The 20468-nt window shown below is 52.5% G+C and carries 16 protein-coding genes and 2 pseudogenes; 4 read left to right on the plus strand and 14 right to left on the minus strand.

The features are described from left to right. Nucleotides 1-23 precede the first annotated feature (23 nt). The 3 genes and pseudogenes from O3C79_RS14945 to O3C79_RS14955 form a co-directional block, all read right to left on the minus strand. Nucleotides 24-1508, minus strand: coding sequence for an aldehyde dehydrogenase (locus tag O3C79_RS14945; protein ID WP_494383750.1), 1485 nt, complete (start codon nucleotides 1506-1508; stop codon nucleotides 24-26). Between the two features lie 137 nt (nucleotides 1509-1645). Continuing rightward, nucleotides 1646-3100, minus strand: a complete 1455-nt coding sequence (locus O3C79_RS14950; protein WP_494383751.1) for an NAD-dependent succinate-semialdehyde dehydrogenase — start codon at nucleotides 3098-3100, stop codon at nucleotides 1646-1648. 132 nt (nucleotides 3101-3232) lie between these two features. Next, nucleotides 3233-3487: pseudogene (locus O3C79_RS14955) on the minus strand (L-2-hydroxyglutarate oxidase); the annotation flags it as partial. Between the two features lie 13 nt (nucleotides 3488-3500). On the opposite strand from O3C79_RS14955, the pseudogene O3C79_RS14960 reads away from it, so the two are divergent. Then, nucleotides 3501-3954 (plus strand): annotated as a pseudogene (locus O3C79_RS14960) (transposase); the annotation flags it as partial. 379 nt (nucleotides 3955-4333) lie between these two features. On the opposite strand, the gene O3C79_RS14965 reads toward O3C79_RS14960, so the two are convergent. From O3C79_RS14965 to O3C79_RS15010, 10 genes are all read right to left on the minus strand, one after another. Beyond that, nucleotides 4334-5914, minus strand: a complete 1581-nt coding sequence (locus tag O3C79_RS14965) for an aldehyde dehydrogenase (protein ID WP_494383752.1) — start codon at nucleotides 5912-5914, stop codon at nucleotides 4334-4336. Between the two features lie 160 nt (nucleotides 5915-6074). Beyond that, nucleotides 6075-7283, minus strand: coding sequence for an MFS transporter (locus O3C79_RS14970; RefSeq protein ID WP_494383753.1), 1209 nt, complete (start codon nucleotides 7281-7283; stop codon nucleotides 6075-6077). 395 nt (nucleotides 7284-7678) lie between these two features. Further along, nucleotides 7679-8431, minus strand: coding sequence for a cache domain-containing protein (locus tag O3C79_RS14975; RefSeq protein ID WP_494383754.1), 753 nt, complete (start codon nucleotides 8429-8431; stop codon nucleotides 7679-7681). Between the two features lie 101 nt (nucleotides 8432-8532). After that, nucleotides 8533-9285, minus strand: a complete 753-nt coding sequence (locus O3C79_RS14980; protein WP_494383755.1) for a FadR/GntR family transcriptional regulator — start codon at nucleotides 9283-9285, stop codon at nucleotides 8533-8535. Between the two features lie 220 nt (nucleotides 9286-9505). Beyond that, complete coding sequence (locus tag O3C79_RS14985; protein ID WP_494383756.1) at nucleotides 9506-10213, minus strand: substrate-binding periplasmic protein; 708 nt, start codon at nucleotides 10211-10213, stop codon at nucleotides 9506-9508. Then, nucleotides 10210-11586 carry a glutamine synthetase family protein gene (locus O3C79_RS14990; protein ID WP_494383757.1) on the minus strand — a complete coding sequence of 459 codons (1377 nt, stop codon included), beginning with the start codon at nucleotides 11584-11586 and terminating at the stop codon, nucleotides 10210-10212. Before O3C79_RS14990 ends, O3C79_RS14985 begins: the two co-directional genes overlap by 4 nt. 177 nt (nucleotides 11587-11763) lie before the next feature. Then, a complete protein-coding gene (locus O3C79_RS14995; RefSeq protein ID WP_494383758.1) occupies nucleotides 11764-12486 on the minus strand; it encodes a type 1 glutamine amidotransferase in 723 nt (240 codons plus the stop codon). Between the two features lie 22 nt (nucleotides 12487-12508). Beyond that, a complete protein-coding gene (locus O3C79_RS15000) occupies nucleotides 12509-12952 on the minus strand; it encodes a flavodoxin domain-containing protein (RefSeq protein WP_494383759.1) in 444 nt (147 codons plus the stop codon). After that, nucleotides 12952-14223 (minus strand): FAD-dependent oxidoreductase, encoded by a 1272-nt coding sequence (locus tag O3C79_RS15005; RefSeq protein WP_494383760.1) that lies wholly within the window; start codon nucleotides 14221-14223, stop codon nucleotides 12952-12954. The genes O3C79_RS15000 and O3C79_RS15005 overlap by 1 nt, the downstream gene beginning before the upstream one ends. Continuing rightward, a complete protein-coding gene (locus O3C79_RS15010) occupies nucleotides 14220-15440 on the minus strand; it encodes a cytochrome P450 (protein ID WP_494383761.1) in 1221 nt (406 codons plus the stop codon). Before O3C79_RS15010 ends, O3C79_RS15005 begins: the two co-directional genes overlap by 4 nt. Nucleotides 15441-15701: 261 nt before the next feature. Between O3C79_RS15010 and O3C79_RS15015 the strand changes: the two genes are divergently transcribed. Continuing rightward, nucleotides 15702-16388, plus strand: a complete 687-nt coding sequence (locus tag O3C79_RS15015) for a type 1 glutamine amidotransferase (RefSeq protein ID WP_494383762.1) — start codon at nucleotides 15702-15704, stop codon at nucleotides 16386-16388. Nucleotides 16389-16479: 91 nt separating this feature from the next. Here the strand turns inward: O3C79_RS15015 and O3C79_RS15020 are convergent, their stop codons facing one another. Continuing rightward, nucleotides 16480-17466 (minus strand): FadR/GntR family transcriptional regulator, encoded by a 987-nt coding sequence (locus O3C79_RS15020; RefSeq protein ID WP_494383763.1) that lies wholly within the window; start codon nucleotides 17464-17466, stop codon nucleotides 16480-16482. Between O3C79_RS15020 and O3C79_RS15025 the strand changes: the two genes are divergently transcribed. Continuing rightward, complete coding sequence (locus O3C79_RS15025; RefSeq protein ID WP_494383764.1) at nucleotides 17465-18361, plus strand: TAXI family TRAP transporter solute-binding subunit; 897 nt, start codon at nucleotides 17465-17467, stop codon at nucleotides 18359-18361. The genes O3C79_RS15020 and O3C79_RS15025 overlap by 2 nt on opposite strands. A gap of 45 nt (nucleotides 18362-18406) precedes the next feature. Further along, a complete protein-coding gene (locus O3C79_RS15030) occupies nucleotides 18407-20467 on the plus strand; it encodes a TRAP transporter permease (protein ID WP_494383765.1) in 2061 nt (686 codons plus the stop codon). Nucleotide 20468 lies beyond the last annotated feature (1 nt).

A 20468-nucleotide genomic window follows, 5' to 3' on the forward strand; every position in this document is an offset into this window, starting at 1 on the left:
AGTCAGCGGCCGGGCTAACCTGGTTATAGTCGAATGAAGACGTTCTTGATATCGACGTACTTTTCCAGCGCATGCAGGGATTTGTCGCGGCCATTGCCGGACCCCTTCACACCGCCGAAGGGCACGGTTGAATCGCCTTCGCCCCAGGTGTTCACCCAGACCATGCCGCTTTCAATCTTGCGGCTGACACGATGGGCGCGGGAGATATCACGAGTCCAGAGGGCGGCACCCAGGCCATAGCGGGAGTCGTTGGCCAAAGCCAGCGCTTCTTCTTCGGTGTCGAAACCACTGACGGCCAGCACCGGGCCAAAGATCTCTTCCTGCACCACTTTCATGCCGTTGTGGGTGTTATCGATGATGGTCGGCTTCACAAAGAAGCCCTTGCCCCGCTGGTACTCTGGCTGACCGCCGAGCACAACCTGACCACCCTCTTCGATGGCACTGCCAATGTAGCGCTCGACCGTTTGCAGCTGAGTCTGATCGACAACCGGCCCCATGGTCGTGGCAGGGTCCAGCGGATCACCGGCACGGTAACGCTCGGACGCTTTCAGCAGTGCGGCCATGAACTCATCCTTGATACTGTTCTCCACGTACAGGCGCGAACAGGCGATACACACCTCGCCCTGGTTGGAGAAAATCGCTGCCGCCGCGCCCGCCGCCGCTTTTTCGATATCGGCGTCGGCAAAGACAATGTTGGGCGACTTACCGCCGGCTTCCAGCCAGACACGCTTCATGTTGGACTCACCGGCGTACCCCATCAGCATGCCCGCCACGCGGGTGGAGCCGGTAAACGCCAGCACATTGACGTCCATATGCAGCGCAAGTGCCTTGCCGGCGGTATGGCCAAAGCCCGGCACTACGTTCAGCACGCCATCCGGCAGTCCTGCTTCGCTGGCCAGCTCGGCCAGACGCAGAGCACTCAGCATCGCCTTCTCGGAGGGCTTGAGCACCACGGAGTTGCCCGCCGCCAGCGCCGGCGCAATCTTCCAGCACACCATCATCAACGGATAGTTCCAGGGGGTGATGGCACCGACGACACCGGCCGGCTCATGATGAATCATCGCCAGCGTACCGGCAGCTGTGGGCGCGATTTCACCGTATACCTTGTCGATGCACTCCGCGGTCCAGCGGATACAGTCGATGGCATCTGGCACATCGATGCTCAGCATCTCACTGATCGGCTTGCCCATTTCCAGAGTATCCAGCAGCGCAAACTCGTCGCGGTGCGCCTCCATCAGGTCGGCCCACTTCAGCATGATGCGTTTACGCTGCCCCGGGTCCAGCTCCGCCCAGGTACGGGCACGGAAGGCTACACGCGCCGCGTCAACAGCCAGATCAATATCTGGAGCATCACACTCGGCGACCTCGGTCAGTACGGCTTCGGTAGCGGGGTTTTGCGTCGGGAAGACACGGCCACTGACGGCGGCACGAAACGCACCGTTAATGTACGCCTGGTTTCTGAACTCCAGCGTTTGGCTCAGCGCCAGCCATTCATCACGTGTTTTCATGTTGGCTCCTTATACTTTGACTGACACCCAGCATATCGAAGCGCAAAAATGATCCATATATGCCCGGGTGGGTAGCTCCAGACACGAAAAAGGGCCCCGAAGGGCCCTTGATGAAGCGGCTGTACAAAAGCGCAGAATTACTTCTGGATGCCGCCCATGCAGATGTATTTCAGCTCCAGATAGTCATCGATACCATGACGCGAGCCCTCACGACCGATACCGGACTCTTTCACTCCGCCAAAGGGTGCAACTTCGTTGGAGATGATGCCTTCATTGACGCCGACCATGCCGTACTCCAGCCCTTCGGCGACACGCCAGCAGCGGCCGATATCACGGGAGTAGAAATACGCGGCCAGACCAAACGGCGTGGCATTGGCGCGGGCGATGACGTCATCTTCATCGTCAAACACAAACAGCGTGGACACCGGACCAAACAGCTCCTGGTTGGCGATATCCATGCTTTCATTCACATTGCCCAACAGGGTCGGCTGATAGAACAGTTCACCTGCTTCGTGGCGACTGCCGCCCAGCAGCAGTTCGGCACCTTCGCCAATAGCCTGCTCCACAACACCTTCCACCCGCTCAACGGCGCGGCGGTTAATCAGCGGACCGATTTCGGTACCGGCGTCTTCACCCTTGCCCACCTTAAGTTCGGCAACGGCAGCACGGAAGCGCTCGACAAAGGCATCCTTGACCCCGCTCTGCACATAGATGCGGTTGGTGCAGACACAGGTCTGGCCGGCGTTACGGTATTTGGACACCAGAACACCTTTCACCGCTTCATCCAGGTCCGCATCATCAAAGATAATGAAAGGTGCATTGCCGCCCAATTCCATGGACGCTTTCTTCACCGTGTTGGCGGCCTGCTTGAGGATATGCTTGCCCACCGGAGTCGAGCCGGTGAAGGACACCTTGCGCACCAGCGGGTGAGACGTCAGGCAATCACCGACCGAGACCGGGTCAGCCGTGGTGACAATGTTAATCACGCCCTCAGGGAAGCCGGCCTGTTCAGCCAGCTGCGCCAGCGCCAGTGCACACAAGGGGGTATCTTCCGCGGGCTTGAGCACCACGGTACAGCCAGCAGCCAGTGCCGGCGCAATCTTACGGGTGATCATCGCCACCGGGAAGTTCCAGGGTGTGACTGCCGCGACAACGCCTACGGGCTGGAGAATGGTGATCAGACGACTGTTCGGTGCTGGTGACGGGATATGGTCGCCGTAGGTGCGCTTGGCTTCTTCAGCAAACCACTCGGCAAAGGAGGCGCCATACGCCACTTCGCCGCGAGACTCGGCCAGCGGTTTGCCCTGCTCGGCAGTCAGCAACTGTGCCAGCGCTTCCTGATTTTCCATGATCAGTTCGAACCAGCGACGCAGCAGCGCACCACGGGATTTGGCCGTGGTTTTCTTCCAGCTGGCAAAGGCACGATCAGCCGCCTCAACCGCTTGGCTCGCTTCCGCTGCGCTCAGATCTGGCACCTCGCCCACCTTCTCGCCAGTCGCCGGGTTCAGAACCTCCAGGGTGTTACCGGATGCCGCGCTGATCCAGCGCCCATCAACATACGCCTGGCTTTTGACAAGTTCACTGCTCTGCATATTGATTCTCTGATACTGGGACAGGCCGCACAAAGCAGGCTGTCGGTTACTGGAATACCCCGATACTAACACCCCTGCTACCAAGGTCAGCGAGGTCGATTTAAACGTAAAGTTTTATCGCAGCCAAACAACTCAGGCCGCGACCGGCTCAAGTCGAAACTGCTGGCATGCCTCGGCAATAATATAGCGACCAATTGGCAGGGCCGAGGTCGCCGCCGGTGAAGGGGCGTTGCAGACATTGATGGTACGCCGGGTGCGCACGAACAGGAAGTCATCCACCAGTTTGCCATCCTTCGATACGGCCTGGGCGCGCACACCGGCCGGATAGGGCCTGAGATCCGCCTTGGTGATGGCAGGACAGTACTTCTGCACCTCTTTCAGAAATCCCCCTCACCCGAATGAGAAGTTCCTGAGAAGAATGGGCAAGCTGATCCCATTGTTCATCTCGAAGCTGTCATCGCCCCTCACTATCCAAAGGTCTGTAATGATCTTCGCCCGTGCCATACAATCCACCATGCTTCGCATTCACCGCATGCAGCAGTGGTATAACCTCAGTTAACCCCCATGGAATATACGCTTTATGAAGTTGTTTCCATGCGTTTGTTTTCTTCGTTATCACTCGACAAAGCTATCCCCGTTCACACCATCACCCAGAACCTCCGTCATCTTTTGGAGCGCCACGGACTGACTCGAGAGTTTTTGGAAGAGGTTAACCAGTAGCCGGTGTACTGCTGAAAGAAAGCTCACTGATCGATGCCACCATCATCGAAGCTCCCACCTCCACTAAGAATTAAACTGGCGAGCGCGATTCGGAAGCGCATCAGACCAAAAAAGGCAATCAATGGCATTTCGGCTTCGTGTAAGCCCGTTACCGCGGCCTGAAGAAAAACGACAGCAATTTGGCCATGTTGTTCGCATTGGCCAATGTTGTGCTTGTGGATCAGATGTTGAGGGCATAGGGTTAGTCCGTCGGCCAGGCCTGAGAAGGCAATTTCAGCCGGTTAAAACGGAAAAAAATGCTCAGTCTACGATCCCGGTTCTGAGGAAATGGAGGCTGAGGGAGTTGGAAGGGGCTTATTCATACCTTCCTTAGTTGCATGATTAGGGCATATTCGGTTTTGACACCCTAATCATGCGTGTTAGCGTTATTTCATTAAGCTGAATCAGGTTTCGCTTTTTAAGTAAAAAGCATATCAATTTATATACTGAAAATTTATATGTATAATATTATTTTTAACGAAAATCGAACCAGATAGCTTTGAGCACTGTATATTCATCAAATGCATGCATTGATTTATCACGCCCATTCCCAGTCTGACGGAATCCACCAAACGGCAGACCAATCTGATTATCCGCACCGAAATATGAATTTACATTTACATTTCCCGTGCGCATCTCATATGCCACCCTATGGGCGGTATTTAGATCACGGGTCCAAACCGCACCTGAGAGGCCATAAATACAATCGTTAGCCTGATTTATGACCTCATCGACTGATTGGAACTTAATGACACACAGCACAGGTCCAAATATTTCCTCCTGCGCCACACGCATATCATTTGTAACATTCAGGAGAATAGTTGGTTTGTAGTATTGCTCACAATCATTAATAGTGATCTGGCTACCACCACAAGCAACGGTAGCTCCTTCCTTTATAGCCAAATCGACATAACTCTGTACTGTATCCAATTGTGATTGACTTATCATTGGACCCATAACAGTGTTTGGATCCATAGGGTCGTTGGGTTGCCAGTTCGACTCTGCTACTTCGACTAGGCGACTTACTACTTCATCATGGATATCTTCATGCACAAATAAACGAGATCCCGCACTACAGGTTTGCCCGCTGTTAAAGAAAATCGCCGCAGCTGAGGATAGTATGGCCTTATCAAGGTTTGCATCAGGGAAAATAATGTTAGCACTTTTCCCGCCTAGCTCGTTAAAAATCAATTTATGGTTAGATTCACCAGAGTATTTCAAAAGCTCTTTTCCTATCGGGGTGGATCCCGTAAAACCTATACAATCCACATCCATATGCATTCCCAATGCTTTACCCAACCGTGCACCAGGACCTGTTATAACATTCAAGACACCAGCGGGCACCCCTGCCTCAAAGGCCAGAATTGCTATTTTAATGGCCGTTAAGGGTGTTAAAGACGCGGGTTTTAGCACTAAGGAGTTTCCAGCTCCAAGTGCAGGTGCAAGCTTCCACATAGTTGTAGCTAGTGGATAGTTCCAAGGCATAATGGCAGCTACAACACCAACTGGTTCGCGAGTTACGACTCCAAGTGTACCCTCTTCATATGGGGTTGTTTCACCATAAATTTTGTCTATGCATTCGGCAGTCCAGCGAAGCGTTCGGATACTGGAGTGTACATCACCACCATCGTCATCCATGGTACAAGAAATTGGTTTCCCGGTATCTATCGATTCTAGTAACGCTAGTTCTTCCCAGTGACGTTCAATGAGATCTGCCCACCGGAGTAGTATTTCTTTTCGCTTCGAAGGTGCAAGTTTACGCCACTGGCCTTTTTCAAAGCTTTCTTTAGCGCAGGCTACAGCCCGGTCAACATCCTGCTCGTCACAGTACGCAACTTTAGCGGTAACAGCTCCATTTGCAGGGTTTATATTGTTAGTGACACCTCCGGAGATAGCATCAACACATTCACCGTCTATAAAAGCACGGCCCTCGATAGATAGAGAATCAGCAAAAGCCTGCCAATCTGCACGGGTACGCTTAGTCAAAATCACGCTCCTATGATATTTAGGCCATTGATTTATCAGGCTTTCTAGCCTGCGTTGCTTATGGCACATGTAAGACAAACATATTAAAGCATATGTTATATTTATTTTTCTACCAAACTCTTACTGAAATGATGCATTTATAGCCAACCTATCGAAACATAGTATGAGTAGGCTCTTGATGTTGAAAAAAACCCCGCTCATGGCGGGGTTAATACGGAGAAATCAGAAGTCAAGGTGCCGCATTAGCATCTGCCAGTGCAGCAGTGACCGCTTCGTGCCGTTCTTTGGCATGGGCAATTGGAATCATTACAGCAGCTAAAGTGAGACCTACTGCGACAGCTATACCCCAGGCAGTAGCGGTATAGCCCCCCCATGAAATTAGAGTTCCTGAAATTGACGGCCCTACAGCAATCCCCAATGTAAGGAACGCACCACAAGCAGCTGCGAGTCGTCCCTCACTATCAAGAAAAGCTGCCAAAGAAGTGAGATAAGCGAGCGTGTAGAAATAAGTTGCGGCAATCGCCATGACACCCATTGTGTACATCAACTTAGAAGTCTCTCCAAGAACATAAAAGAGACTAGAAGTCCCTGTAAGCAGTATGCCCAGGATGACAGGAGTACCAACACCAAGGCGCTTACCAATTACAGCAACTGCAAGCGGTCCAATAAGTCCAACTAATGCTTGAAGGGAGAAAAGAAAGCCAAGTGTTTCACCATCATAACCAACACGAACTCCAACCTGTTCAACAAAGGCCCAGCCCATTGTGTCTCGCATCGAGAAAAGAAAAGTCGCAGCCATTATCGCAATCGCCGCACCGGACATAAGCTTCTTATTTGACCCTATGCTGTGGTGAGGGTGAACATCCGTGCTTGCTTTTTGCTTCATCAAAAATACTGGCAACATCATTATTGCCTGCGTGATCGCTAGAGCATAATAGACGCCAGCTAAGCCGCCCTCAGCCATAGCGCTGGCAAATGTCACCATGACTACGGTCATCATCGCTACGAAAAACAAATTCATGTAACCAGCAACATTATCTGGATCTCGGGCACTTGATACTGTTGCGTTACCACAGGCAAAGGCCAAGCCACAGCCAATACCTACTAAACACCGCATTAAGGTTAATGTGGTGATATCTACAAGGTGCGCGGATACAAGGTTGCCAAATATGGCTATTACTGCGCCCAGAAGGGCAATTGTTTTTCGGGGTGCCTTACCCATTAGGGGTGCAACCACCAAGGATGCCAACATCATGCATAGAAATTCTGCAGAAAGAAGGTAGCCTGCCTGTGCCTCATCTAGACCTAGGTCATTGATTACGGCACTGATCATGTACGGCAATGCTAGTAAGGCTAGCAGGCCAATGCCATAAGCGGCAGCAAAAGCAGAAAGGACCAGAGACCAGCTTTCCGGTAAATGTTTACGGATCGCTTCCATTTTTTTGTTCCTCTGAAGTTGAACGATTCCAGTCAAAAAATTGTAATTTTTGTTCTCAACCGCATGGCAATTCAGTGCTCCTCAGCCAGTCGAAGTCCTGATGTGCCATGTTGTTCAACTTAATAGAAGCATGTTGCGTGCCAAAACATATAATATAATATCTTTTATGTTTTTGCGGTCAGTAATGCACTGTTAGAGCTTAAACGGGCTTTGATTAGGGAAAATCATGGTGCATCTACCTCAATTACGCACCGTAATTGTGCGCAATTGAGGCAAATCCTAAGGTAATTTATGGTTACATTTGGTAACAGAGGTAATGTGATTGTGGCTTATGCTACTCAAGGTAACATCAATCTGCTGTGTTGCTTGTACAAAAAAACAGGCATTAAACCTACTCATACAACCATGTGATGATGACTTGAAGGGGAAGATGGCTGCAGCAATGACCAATGAAATCCGTCATCACCCAAGTCCAATGGTAAGCACTGATTCTGTGGCAAGCTAAGCTCACGCCGTGCGAGTTCACCCGCTATATATCTAGAGTTATTTGCAGCTATTACACGACCTTGGTCTGACACTATCATCGCATCATGTTCAATCTGCATAAGTGCACGTACTAACACAGATTCAAAACGACTTAGAGCAATATCAGCACCTGCAATACCAGCAAACTGTCCCTTGATGCTTATGGGCAAAGAGAAAGTGAGGATGTACATATCTTGACCATATAGATCAACGTATGGCCCTGCTATCATACGGCCTCCCATGGAGCGGGGCCTGGAAAACCAAGGCATTTCAGTGTAGTTATAAAAGTAGTCACTACTTTTATTAAAATTAGGACTAAGAGGGACTATGCGGTCATTCGTACTAAATTGACGCCATTCTATGTGCATTTCGGTATCTTTAAGCAAACCTGGCTCAAGCACGATCCCGGTTCCCTGAAGAGCGGTTCTGGTGGAGTTTAAATGCTCATCGAGTAGCGGTCGAAGTGCCCTGAAATCCTTGGCAACTAAGGTTTCGAAACCTTCGTTTTTACTTTCAATAATTTCATGAGTCGCTTGCCTGATAAGCTCCAAACGTTCAAAAACCTCTTGTACGGCTCTTACGATGCCATCGAGACAGGACTGCTGAACATGTTCAGTTGACATGACATTTCCCCTACAGTTGAGGACCTCTACGGGACCAAAACCAATAAACAATAGCTCTATATGTATAGAGATACTGTTTTAATAAGCAATATCCATGCCGATCAGGAGTCATCCTCAGACGCCATCAATTCCAACTTGGCACTAATCACTCGCTTGATACCATTGCAAACATGTGCTTCAGCTAGTGCACCTGCCAAGTTAGTATCACCATTGATAATGGCGTCAAGAATCATCTGGTGTGAAGATTGGATTTGTTGGACGCTTGGTGTTGAAGCTAATGGCAACCACAGTAATTCCCCCAATTCACCCTGAAGTCTAATTTCGGCATGAGTAAGACGAATCGACTGCGTAGCTGCTGCTATTTCAATATGGAAACGCGCGTCAGCACGACGCTTTTCTCGACGTGTGTTAGCTTGACCTAGCGCTTCTATGTACCTTCGAATTTGATGATGGTGCTCTTCAGTACTACGTTGAGCCGCTAACCTTGCTGCAGCCCCAGAGATAGCCATATGTTCATCGCTCAAATCACGAAGTTCTATAGTGCTAAGTTCGCGTAGACGAGAAAACAGTAATTCTTGTGGCGTTTCTGCAGAGGAACAAATAAAACTCCCTCCATTACGCCCTCTTCGTGTTTCAATGACGCCTCGTTGCCGAAGGTAAACAAGAGCCTCCCGCAAGGTCACTGTTGATACACCGAACTGTGCTGAAAGTTCACTCTCACTCGGTAGTTGCTGCCCTTCAACAAAAAGTCCTAAATCAATAGCTTCTATCAGGCGACGAACAACTTCATCAGTACGCCCTTCCTGCCGCAAGCGGATAAAGGAGCCAGCATTCGGTGAAATTTTGTTTAGCATTTTTGCAGAGCTTACATTCCGATATTTTGTAGCGAGTCTATCAGAGTTGCATTCCAATGGATTGCCTGAAACGAAAAAAGAGAGCTCTAGAAGCTCCTGATAAGAAAGGTACGAAGTGGTGGAGTTTTCTGGGGATCTACACGAGAAACTTAGAGCGAGCTGCCATCTCTAGTGTCTAGTCTTTAAAAAGACCGCCCCTAGGACGGGGCGGGAAAGTTGTTCAGAATGGATATTTCAGTGTTGGCATCCATTGCTGCCACAAAATTTTGAGGCTGCCATCCTGTTTAGCCTCTACTAGTGCTTTGTCCACTGAGGCCAACCAGCCGGCATCAGACTGCTTGCTGACGGCAATGCCCCAGGCGTTCTGCGTCTTCACTACGAAGGCAATGGCAAGGTCTGCTTCATCGGCCAGGGGTACCAGTGCGACATCATCGTCGACAAAAGCATCCACCTCTCCTGCACGGAGCGCTTTTACCATGTCGCCCATCACATCGTCGGTGTCGCCACTGAAAGGTACTGTAATGCACCCTTCGAAGGTTTCCGCCAGAGCCATGTTCAAGCTATCGGCAATTGCGCCGACCCGCTTACCGACCAGGTCCTGCGGTGATTGAATGTCGCTGCCAGCCATGACCATTACGGCCTCGTCGAAGACCGCATAGGGCTCGGTAAAATCTCCCAAGGTCTTGCGATACTCCGAAATCCCCTGACCGCACAACAGCATGTCACCATCATTCGCATCCAGAGCAGGATAGAAATCCGCCCAGTTGCGGTAGACGAACTCACATTCACGTCCAAGCTTGTCAGCCAACAGGCGCGCCACGTCGGCCTCGTAACCATGGCGGATTCCCTGGTCGTCACGCCAAAACAATGGCGGCGCCGGCAGGTCGGCACATACGACGCGCAGCGTCTTGTCTTGGGTCTGGCTCACGGCAGGTACTCCGTATACATTTTCTGCTCCCAGTCGGTCACGCTGGCACAGAAACGGGCCCATTCATCACGCTTAAGAGCACGGTACAGCTCGGCCATCTCCTTCGGCATAGCAGCCTGAACCACGGCATCTTCATCGAATGCCTGAATCGCATCGCCCAGCGTTTTCGGCAGAATACGAGCATCATCAATGTCCTGAGGCACGCTGTTGCTGCCATCCGGCTCGCCCGGATCAATCCGATTCTCGATGCCATCCTTCATAGCCGCCAGCAGCAGCGTATGTGACAGGTAGGGGTTCACACTGGCATCCGGAATCTTGTATTCCAGACGACCATTGGCCGACAGGCGCACGGTACAAGTCTTGTTATCCATTCCCCAGTTCACCCGGCTGGGTGCAAACAGTCCAGTGTCCCAGTAGCGCTTGTAGGAGTTGACAGTAGAGCCCATCACGATCATGGAGCCCGGCGCATGTTTCAGCACACCACCCAGGGCATGCTGTCCGACTTCGGTAAGGTGCAGTTCGCGGCGTCCCTTCTCTTCCAGCATGTTCTGGCCGTCACTCCACAGGCTGAAGTTGTGGTGACAACCATTACCCATGCTGCCAGTGGTCGGTTTGGGCATAAAGCTGGCCTTGACACCGCATTCCTGTGCAACCTGCCGACAGATCAGACGGTAGGTCATCATGCGGTCGGCCGTCAGATGACAGTCATCAAACATCCAGTTCAGTTCCAGCTGACCCGGGTCCTCATAGTCACCCTCGATCATATCCAGACCCATTTCGGTCGCGTAGCTCATCACTTTCTTCAGGATCGGGCGCATCAGCTCCAGATTACCCAGGTGGTACGCAGGACTGGCACCCGGACGAACATGAACTTCCAAGCCGTCACCGATCCAGGACATTTCCGGCTCGAGACCGGTTTTGAGTACCATGCCGGTCTGCTCTACAAACACCTTGTGCGTATCCAGCAACAGACCGCGCGCATCGGTGGCCAGCGGGCTGCCACCAATTTCAGGGATGTGCTCCGGCTCATACACACGGCAGAAGAAGGATGCGATGGTTCTATCCCAGGGCAGGATATTGAAAGTTGAGATGTCGGGCATTGCAGTGAATTCAGCTGCCTGAGCTCCCCCCCCGAGCAGAACGCCATCACGGGTTGATTGCAGGTCGCAAATCGCCGTGCGGTGGAACTGCACACCCTTTTCCAGGTTACGCAGCAAGTGACGTGCAGGCACCACTTTGGCGATTACACGCCCGGTCAGGGTTACCACCTGATAGTAGATCAGTTCAACACCAGCCTCGCGGATGCGCTGTCCCAGCTCATCGGTTACGGAGGAGCGTGTGTTCATTTCTCTATGAAGATCCAGTGCTGTCATTGAGAGACTCTCCTTTGTGCGGCCCAGATTGGGGAAACCGCTTGTTATTTTTTGATCTGTATCCGCGTCTGGCTGACCGTGGAAACAAATATAAAATAAGATATGGTTTTATATGTTTCAACTAAAATTTAACCCGTATTCATCACTACACTGCTGATCAACGGGTATCGGGGTACATCACCGGCAGAATTGTCGGAAAAAACCTGCGACCCAGCTCGCAATGCGCTTATTGTCCACAAGCTGGGTGTTTATCGAGTCCATTGCCGCCTGAGCCAGGTCCTCACTGATGCTTGAGCCACCATAGAGTTCGGCCAATGCGCGCACATAGTCGGGCGTAAACTCGGGATGATACTGAACAGACAGCGCAGGAAACTCATACTCCAGCGCTCCGAAAGGGCAATGATCCGACCCGCCGGCAACTTTCGCTCCGGGAGGTAACTGCACGACTTGATCCTGATGGAATACCAAGGCCGAGCCATCAGATACATCCGCCACCGAATACCTGTAGGGCTGGGCGCCAACTCCCCAGCCCTGCTCGGCTCTGGCGGTTTTTCCGCCAAAGGCTTCGGCCATTAACTGATGCCCGAAACAAATGCCAAAAACCGGACGCCCCTGTTGCCCCAAAGCATGTACGAATGCTCGTAGACGGTGAATCCAGTCAATGTCCTCGTAGACGCTGAATTTGGAGCCCGTCAGGACATAACCATCGAAGGCATCAGGTGGTGGCAGACTGTCTCCTTGAACAGCGCTAACATTGCTGAACCGTGCTTCCGAAAGGGCCTCACCGAGCCATCGCGCTACCATCTGCGGGTAACTCTCGTATTGATCGGCCAGTACATCTGGCACCAGGCCGTTTTCGATCACGCAGATCCGTAGCGGCTTCGTTTTTTGTGGTGTCATAGGTGCCTCTCCTGTCATCAGCTTAGGCAAGCTCAGCAACTACGCCACCGAGCCATTCCAGTGCCACATCGGTCGGCATCTCGCCACTGGAGGCATCATGTACACCACGCTCACCCACTTCGCTAGCCCCCAATTCAATCAACACATCCGCCATGATGGCGCTACCCTTGTTAAAGGTTTCGTAGAAGCTGTCGCCCAGACCGAAGGCCGCGAACTTCACTCCACTGAGATCAGGACGTGTTTCCTGCAGCTTGCTGAAAAAGGGCTGCGCCGAGTTCGGCAGCTCACCATCGCCATAGGTGGAACACACCAGAATCAGCCTGTCGCCTTCGCTCAGCGCTGTCGGATCAACCGAGGCCATGTCTTCGCAGCTGACGTCAAAGTCCGCAGCCAGCTGTTCCTGAATATCATCGGCAACCAGTTCCGCGTTACCGGTTTCGGTGCCGTATACGACCAATATTTTCATCAGATTTGTTCTCCTGAATCGCACTGCCGCGCGACGTTTACCATGTGTGAAAGATCCGTCAGTTTGCGACGCAGGCGATCCTGCGGTGCACTGTCGGTCTCGCAAGCATCGATACGCTGCCAGCCTGCAAAATCAGTGGCCTCAACCAGCTTGTCTGCCACGGCCGAGTAACCAGGGCGACTTTCGCCATGCTCGGAAAAATCAGCAATGATGTACTCTGCAACCCGTTTCGAGTCCATGCGATTTTCCGGTATCGTGCCGCGGGGGCCGCGTTTGAACCATCCGGTACAGTACAGCCCCTCATCTAGTTTGCCCGCGGCGACATCCGCATCCGGACCGGCCAAGGCGTCACGGTTGAAGTCCCGCTCAGAGTCGGCGGCAAAGCCTATTGCAGTGACCACGCTGTCGGCTTCGAGCACCAGGTTGACGGACTCATGACCGGTAGCCCTGAAGTGAATGCGCTCGACTGACGTTACGCCCTCCAGCTGTACCGGTGCCCAGCCGAAGTGAAAATGGATTTCCAGACGACTGTCCTGATTCGGTTCGATTTCAGCCAGCCGCTGCAGCACTTCACCACGTGGCCCCTGCTCGGCCAATGCCTGCGGCTTCTGATTCACGATGAAATTGACACCCGACAACTCGGCCAGCTCCCTCACCATGACGGTATCGAACTTAGCATCGAACAGCGGGGAGCGACCCACTATATCGATCCGGCTCAACGCTTCACGCTGCACCTGTGCCAAACCGCACTCCGACACCTCGGAGCCGACGAATTCCTCACTGGACTTGCTAAGTAAACGCAGGACATCAATCGCCACATTGCCGTTGCCGACAATGACACAGCGCTGGCCAAGCCGATACTCGCTGCCCTGCTCATCCGGATGATCGTTCAACAGCCGCGTCAGCGGACCGGAACGATAGACACCGGCCAGGGTTTCGCCGGGGATATTCATCGCCCGATCGCCGTAGAGCCCGGTCGCCAGCACCACAATATCGTAGGCGTCTCGCAGCTCATCCAGCGTAATATCGCGTCCGACTTGGACGTTACCGTAGAAATTGACGCTATCACGCGAGAACAGTCGCTCAAACTGACGGGCAATCGCCTTGGTCCCCGGGTGATCCGGTGCTACTCCGTAACGGACCAACCCGTAGGGCACCGGCAACCGGTCGTAAAGGCTAATTTCACTCTCACTCCACTGCTTGCGCAGTGCCTGAGCCAGATAGCAACCGGACGGACCACTGCCGACAATAGCTACGCTTGGAGTAGTCATGCGACAGCACTCTTGTTAAAGCGAATCGGCATTGTGCTAGCACCGGTATTGCCGCTGTCCGGCAGCCAAGTCGGCTCACCCTGATAGGCGATGTTCTTCAGCCGCTGAGACAACAACGCCAGTGCTTCTGTCATATCGCCACGGGCAATAAAATGACCAATGCAGTGATGGGCTCCGGCGCCAAAACCAAAATGCGGACAACGCTTGGCGGTAATGTCGAACTCTGGATTTTCGAACGCTCGCGGATCCGAGCCGGCGGCCTGGCTGAACAGATGGACAGTTGTACCCTGCTTGATCTCCAGCCCCTGATAGATGAAATCTTCAACGGCTTCACGGGTCACCCAGGTGACGGTGGGGCGCACCCGCATCACCTCTTCTACCGCCGCGCGAGCCAACTCCGGTTGTTTACCCAACAAGGTCCACTGGTCAGGATTCTGCAGGAAGGTGTCCATCGCGAGTGATATCTGGTTGCGCGTGGTATCGATACCCCCGAAGATCGCCAGCACGATCATGTCATACAGTTCTTCCTCACTGAGCGCGTTCTCATCTTCCAGGTTGGCTTTGACAAGATAGCTGAGGAAGTCTTCACCCAAGCCATTGCGTTTTACCAGCGCAACCGCCTCACGGGCATAGTCAAACATTTTGTCGGTCGCATCGTTGACCAGCGCCTCATCCTGCTTGTAGGTCACGCTGAGTGCCTGGCCCATGTCAACCGCGATACGCGCCAAACGCTCCCACTCATCCAGCGGCAACCCCAGCAGCGAACAGATCACCATGGTGGCGTAAGGTTCTGAAAATTCGGATACGAATTCGCACTCGCCGCGTTCGATGAAGCTGTCGATCAAGCCGTTCGCCATGTTCTGGAACTCCAGCGTCATCTTCTTTACCAGCTTCGGCGAAAAGGCCGGGTTGGCCAAACGACGCAACCGGGAGTGATCCGCACCTTCCTTACTCAACAACATGCGCATCCACCATTCGGCAAAGCTGCCAATAGCGTTGTTGTGAGCCGGCCAGGCATAGCTGCCCTGGCGCAGACGCTGATCACGGATCAGCTTGTTGATCTCGTCATAGCGCAGTACCGCAATGCCATAGGGCGTGCGGGCAAACCAGCTCTTTTCACGCGCGGCCAAGACAGCCTCCGAGCGAATGGAAAAATTCGGGTCTGCCACATCCAGAAACGGTGCTTTATTCAGATCTGTGATCGGTGTTTCATTCATATTGCGCTCTCCAGCTTATATCGCTGTGTCTTTATTATCCGGTTTGCCGCCGGCTGATAACCACATCTCATCCCACCAAAGAACTTGTTCTATGTGAGGGGTGGTTTTGAGCCTGTCAAATTAATATAAAATATGGTTTCATATGTTTCAATGCGTTTTTAGCAAAAACTTATCTGATGCAGAAACCTGTCTCAGCGGCCAAGCGCCTCACTTCAAATGCGAATGCACAAAAACTTCCGTGCCACGAAAAAGGACTCAAGCATGAACATCAAAACAGCAATCGCGATCGTACATGACCGGAATGACGTTCTGGGCTGCCTACCTGACTTACTGAAAGAACTGAACATCAGCCTGACCGTTATTCCAGTCACCGATAATTTGCCGGCTTCACAAGAAGCAGACATGTTCTTCGTCATGGGTAGTCCTGAGTCCGCCCATGACGATTCACTACCCTGGATTGAAAAAGAACTGGGTTGGCTAAGGACGATTTTAGCTAGTGATAAACCCCTTTTCGGCATATGCTTCGGCAGTCAAATTATTGCCCGTGCAATGGGCGGCGAAGCCTTGACTCTACCTAAACCAGAGATTGGGTTTGTTGAGGTCCTGGCCTGTGATGATAAATGGCACTACCCCGGCCCCTGGCTCGACTTCCACTTTGATACCTTCACACTGCCTGAAGACACCTGTCTAATGGGTACCACCGAACTAGCCCCACAAAGCTATCGTCGAGGTAACTGCTGGGCGGTGCAATTCCACCCTGAGATCAACGTGGAGATGTTCGATAACTGGGTGGCATACTGGAAAAAAACACCGACCGGGCAGAATTTTTTGAACACGGAAGCTGAGCTGGTGACAGAGATGCGTATTGAAATCAAAAACAATGAAGCTTATTGCAGAGACAATTTCAGGGACCTGTTACAGGATTTTTTAAATGCTGTAACTGCATAAAACTGATAACTTACAAGCTGAAAAGGGGTGGAGATAGCTGTCAATGTACCTAATTTGGGGCTTTTGCTTTCAGCAAAACACCTACCTCCCCTCAAGCTAAAAAATGCTTTTGCAGCTGCCCTTCCAGTTCGCGGTTGAAATGTTCAGCAGACTGCATGTGCTCTCTCATCAATTCACGTGCGAGATCAGCATCGCGCTTGCGAAAAGCATCCATCAGCTGCTTGTGATAGTTCAGGTTGGCGCAGGAAAACTCCTGCTGCTCTGGTAGCTGTGCTTTTTTGAATATCACCAGGTCGCGAATCATGTCGTTCAGGAAACGGCCAATGAACGCAAGCATGGCATTGTCGCAGCACCCTGCCAGCACAACGTGAAATTCCAGTTCAGCTATACGCTGTTGCATTCGCTCATCAAAGTTGCTTGCAGGTGTCTCGCAACAGGCAACCAGTGACTCCAGTCGAGCAAAATCCTCATCCTGCAGTCGCGGCGTCGCCAAAGCCGCTATCTCCGGCTCTACCAGAGTTCGCAAGGCATAAATTTCAGGCCCTGTCGGTTGGTCGAAGTGCAAAAAATTTCGCAACAACTGACTGGCTTTTTCATAGGGAACTCTCTCCAACACTGCTCCGCCGTTGGGTCCTGTCTTGATTCTGACCAACCCTTGCACTTCCAGCGACTTGAGAGCCTCACGCACTGTTCCTTTGGAGCATTCAAACTGCTCCATCAACTCGCGCTCATTGGGTAAACGGTCACCAGGCTGCTTGCCGTTAACAACAACCCACTGCTTTACGGATTCAACTATCTGATCAGCACGCTTGATACGTTGCGGGGCTTCAAAGTCTTGTTTTTGCATGTTTTCGAGTGCCTTTGGAGGGATGACCATCCTGCCACAAACTTGATGATTTTTCGATCTTGGTTGTTTAATTATATTTATTAGTATAAATAGTATAGTTAAGACTTGGCCTGACAGCCGAGCTGCATGCTGGATCTGATATAAAAACAAACCAACAGAGACAACGACTATGCAAACCAAAGGATTGATACGAACTCTGGGCGCCGCAACTCTGACGGCAGCTCTTTCCATGTCTGCACAGGCATCCGACTACATCAACGTGCTTACCGGTGGTACGTCTGGCGTTTACTACCCAATGGGCGTTGCACTATCCAAGATCTACAACGATGAAATAGATGGGGCAAAGGCCTCCGTACAGTCCACCAAAGCCAGCGTGGAAAACCTCAACCTGATTCAAATTGGCCGAGGCGAATTGGGGTTTGCGCTGGGGGATTCTGTGAACTCCGCCTGGAATGGCGACAAGGAAGCCGGTTTTCCCAATAAACTAGATAAGCTGCGTGGCTTGACCGCCATATACCCCAACTACATTCAAATCGTGGCGAGCAAAGCCTCAGGGATTAAATCTCTGGCGGATTTGAAAGGTAAGCGCGTTTCGGTTGGCGCGCCCCGCTCTGGTACAGAACTGAATGCCCGCCGGGTATTTGGTGCAGCCGGCCTGAGCTACGACGACTTCAGCCGAGTGGAATACCTCCCCTTCGGCCAATCAGTGGAGTTGATCAAGAACCGTCAGATCGATGCAACGCTGCAGTCGGCTGGGCTTGGGGTAGCCTCTATTCGCGACCTGAGTACTGCGCTGGATATCACGATCGTTCCGGTTGGCGCTGATGTTGCGAAAGCGCTCAACAACCCAGCCTATATTTCTACCACTATTCCTGCCGGAACCTACGATGGCCAGGACACCGATGTCTCCACCGTGGCGGTGGTTAACTTCCTGGTTACTTCCACAAATGTTGCAGATGACACTGCCTACAAGATGGCTCGCGAGCTGTTTGATAACCGCGATCGCCTTGAAGCCGCTCATGCAGCGGGACGCCAGATCAAGCTGGAAAATGCACTGAACGGCATGCCCATTCCTCTGCACCCCGGTGCCGAGCGGTATTACCGTGAAGTTGGTTTGATCAAGTAATAATGCCAGGGGCCTCTCGGGGCCCCATGATCTGCGGATATTAATATGACGGATGCAAGCACTCATCCGGTGCCGGATACGGCGCCGGAGGTCGAGACACGCGCAGCCATGCTCATTCGACCGCTTTACTGTATCGCCATTGCCTTCTCCCTGTTCCAGCTGTACACCGCCGTGTTCACACCGCTGTCGAGTCTGGTGGTGCGCTCTGTTCACGTGGGTTTCCTGATATTGCTGGCTCTAACGCTCTACCGGGCAAACGGGTCAGGTCAGAACAAGGTTCCCTGGTATGACTGGGCTCTGGGTTTAACCGGGTTTGCGCTCGGTTTCTATCACTGGATTTTTGAAGCGGACATCATGCAGCGCTTCTTGCCAGAAACCCAGGACCTGATCGTGGGCACGCTGATGGTTGCACTGGTGTTCGAGGGTGCTCGACGTTGTATGGGCATTGGTCTGGCAGTGGTCTGCGGTCTATTCCTGCTCTGGGGATTGTTCGGCCAGTACCTGCCCGAACCATTGGGGCATCGAGGTTATGCGCCTGACCAGGTATTGCAGCAACTTTTCCTTGGCACCGAGGGAATTTTCGGTATTCCCACCTTCGTGTCATCGACCTATCTGTTTCTGTTTATTCTGTTCGGCAGTTTTCTGCAGCAGGCCGGAATGGTTGGCCTGTTTAATGATTTGTCGTTAGGCACTGTCGGCCACACCAAAGGCGGCCCGGCCAAGGTTGCAGTGGTTTCCTCCGGCATCATGGGCACCATTTCCGGCTCAGGCATCGCCAATGTAGTAACGACCGGGTTGTTTACTATTCCGCTCATGAAGCGTTTTGGCTATCGTCCCGCGTTTGCCGGTGCTGTTGAAGCAACCGCTTCCATGGGGGGGCAGATCATGCCACCGGTGATGGGTGCCGTTGCCTTCATCATGGCGGAAACCATTGGCGCCCCCTATGTAGATGTGGTCAAGGCTGCCGCCATCCCAGCTGTGCTCTACTTTGCGACCGTCCTCTGGATGGTCCACCTGGAAGCCGGCCGCTGCAACCTGAAGGGCTTACCCAAAGCGGAATGCCCCCGGCCTTTGCTGGCACTGAAAGAGCGCTGGTATCTGCTACTCCCATTGATGACGCTGGTCTGGTTGCTATTTGGCGGCTATACCCCTCTGTTTGCCGGTACCATTGGCCTGCTGCTTACGGTTGTGCTGATCCTCGGCAGTGCCTTATCCGGTCCGTTGCGCCAAACCTATATGAAGGTAGCCTTCTGGATTATGGTCGGTTTGGCATGCTCGGCATTCTTCAAGTACGGCGCCGGTGCCATCTTCGCCCTGATTGGGATACTTATCCTGCCGCAACTTATTCTCAAGGGAGGCCGCGACACTCTTAAGCTCTGTCTCGACAGCCTTGCCCAAGGCGCCGTCAGTGCAACCGGTGTCGGTATTGCCTGTGCCGTGGTCGGTGTAATCATCGCGATTCTGACCCTGACAGGCCTGCCCATTACGATCGGCTCAGCTATCGTCGACATTGGTCAATCAAGCCTGTTTCTGAGCCTGGTGCTAACAATGCTGACCTGCATTGTATTGGGCATGGGTATTCCGTCGATTCCCAATTACATCATTACCAGCTCTATTGCCGGGCCGGTGCTGGTTCAGCTCGGTGTGCCGGTGATCGTCGCTCATATGTTCGTGTTCTATTTCGGCATCATGGCCAACCTTACACCGCCGGTTGCACTCGCCGCCTTTGCCGCCGCGCCCATCGCCAATGCCCCAGCCATGCGCATTTCGATGATCTGTCTGCGCATCGCCATTGCCGGTTTCCTGTTGCCATTCATGGCGGTATACGCCCCGGCGCTAATGCTCCAGGGCGACAGCCTCTTGATGAGCGCCTGGGTAACATTCAAAGCAGTCTTTGCAATCGCACTCTGGGGCGCGGCAGCCATCGGTTATCTGTATGCGCCTCTAAACTGGCCGGAAAGACTCTGGGCCACTGCTGCAGCAGGTTGCATGGTTGTCGCCATGCCGATTACGGACGAGATCGGACTTGCACTTGGGGCAGCCTTCCTGGCCTGGCACTGGTTCCAGGTTCGACGCGGCAAAAGCCTTTCTACGGAGCCCGTTTGAT

Source organism: Marinobacterium sp. NO-S09, assembly GCF_059179545.1.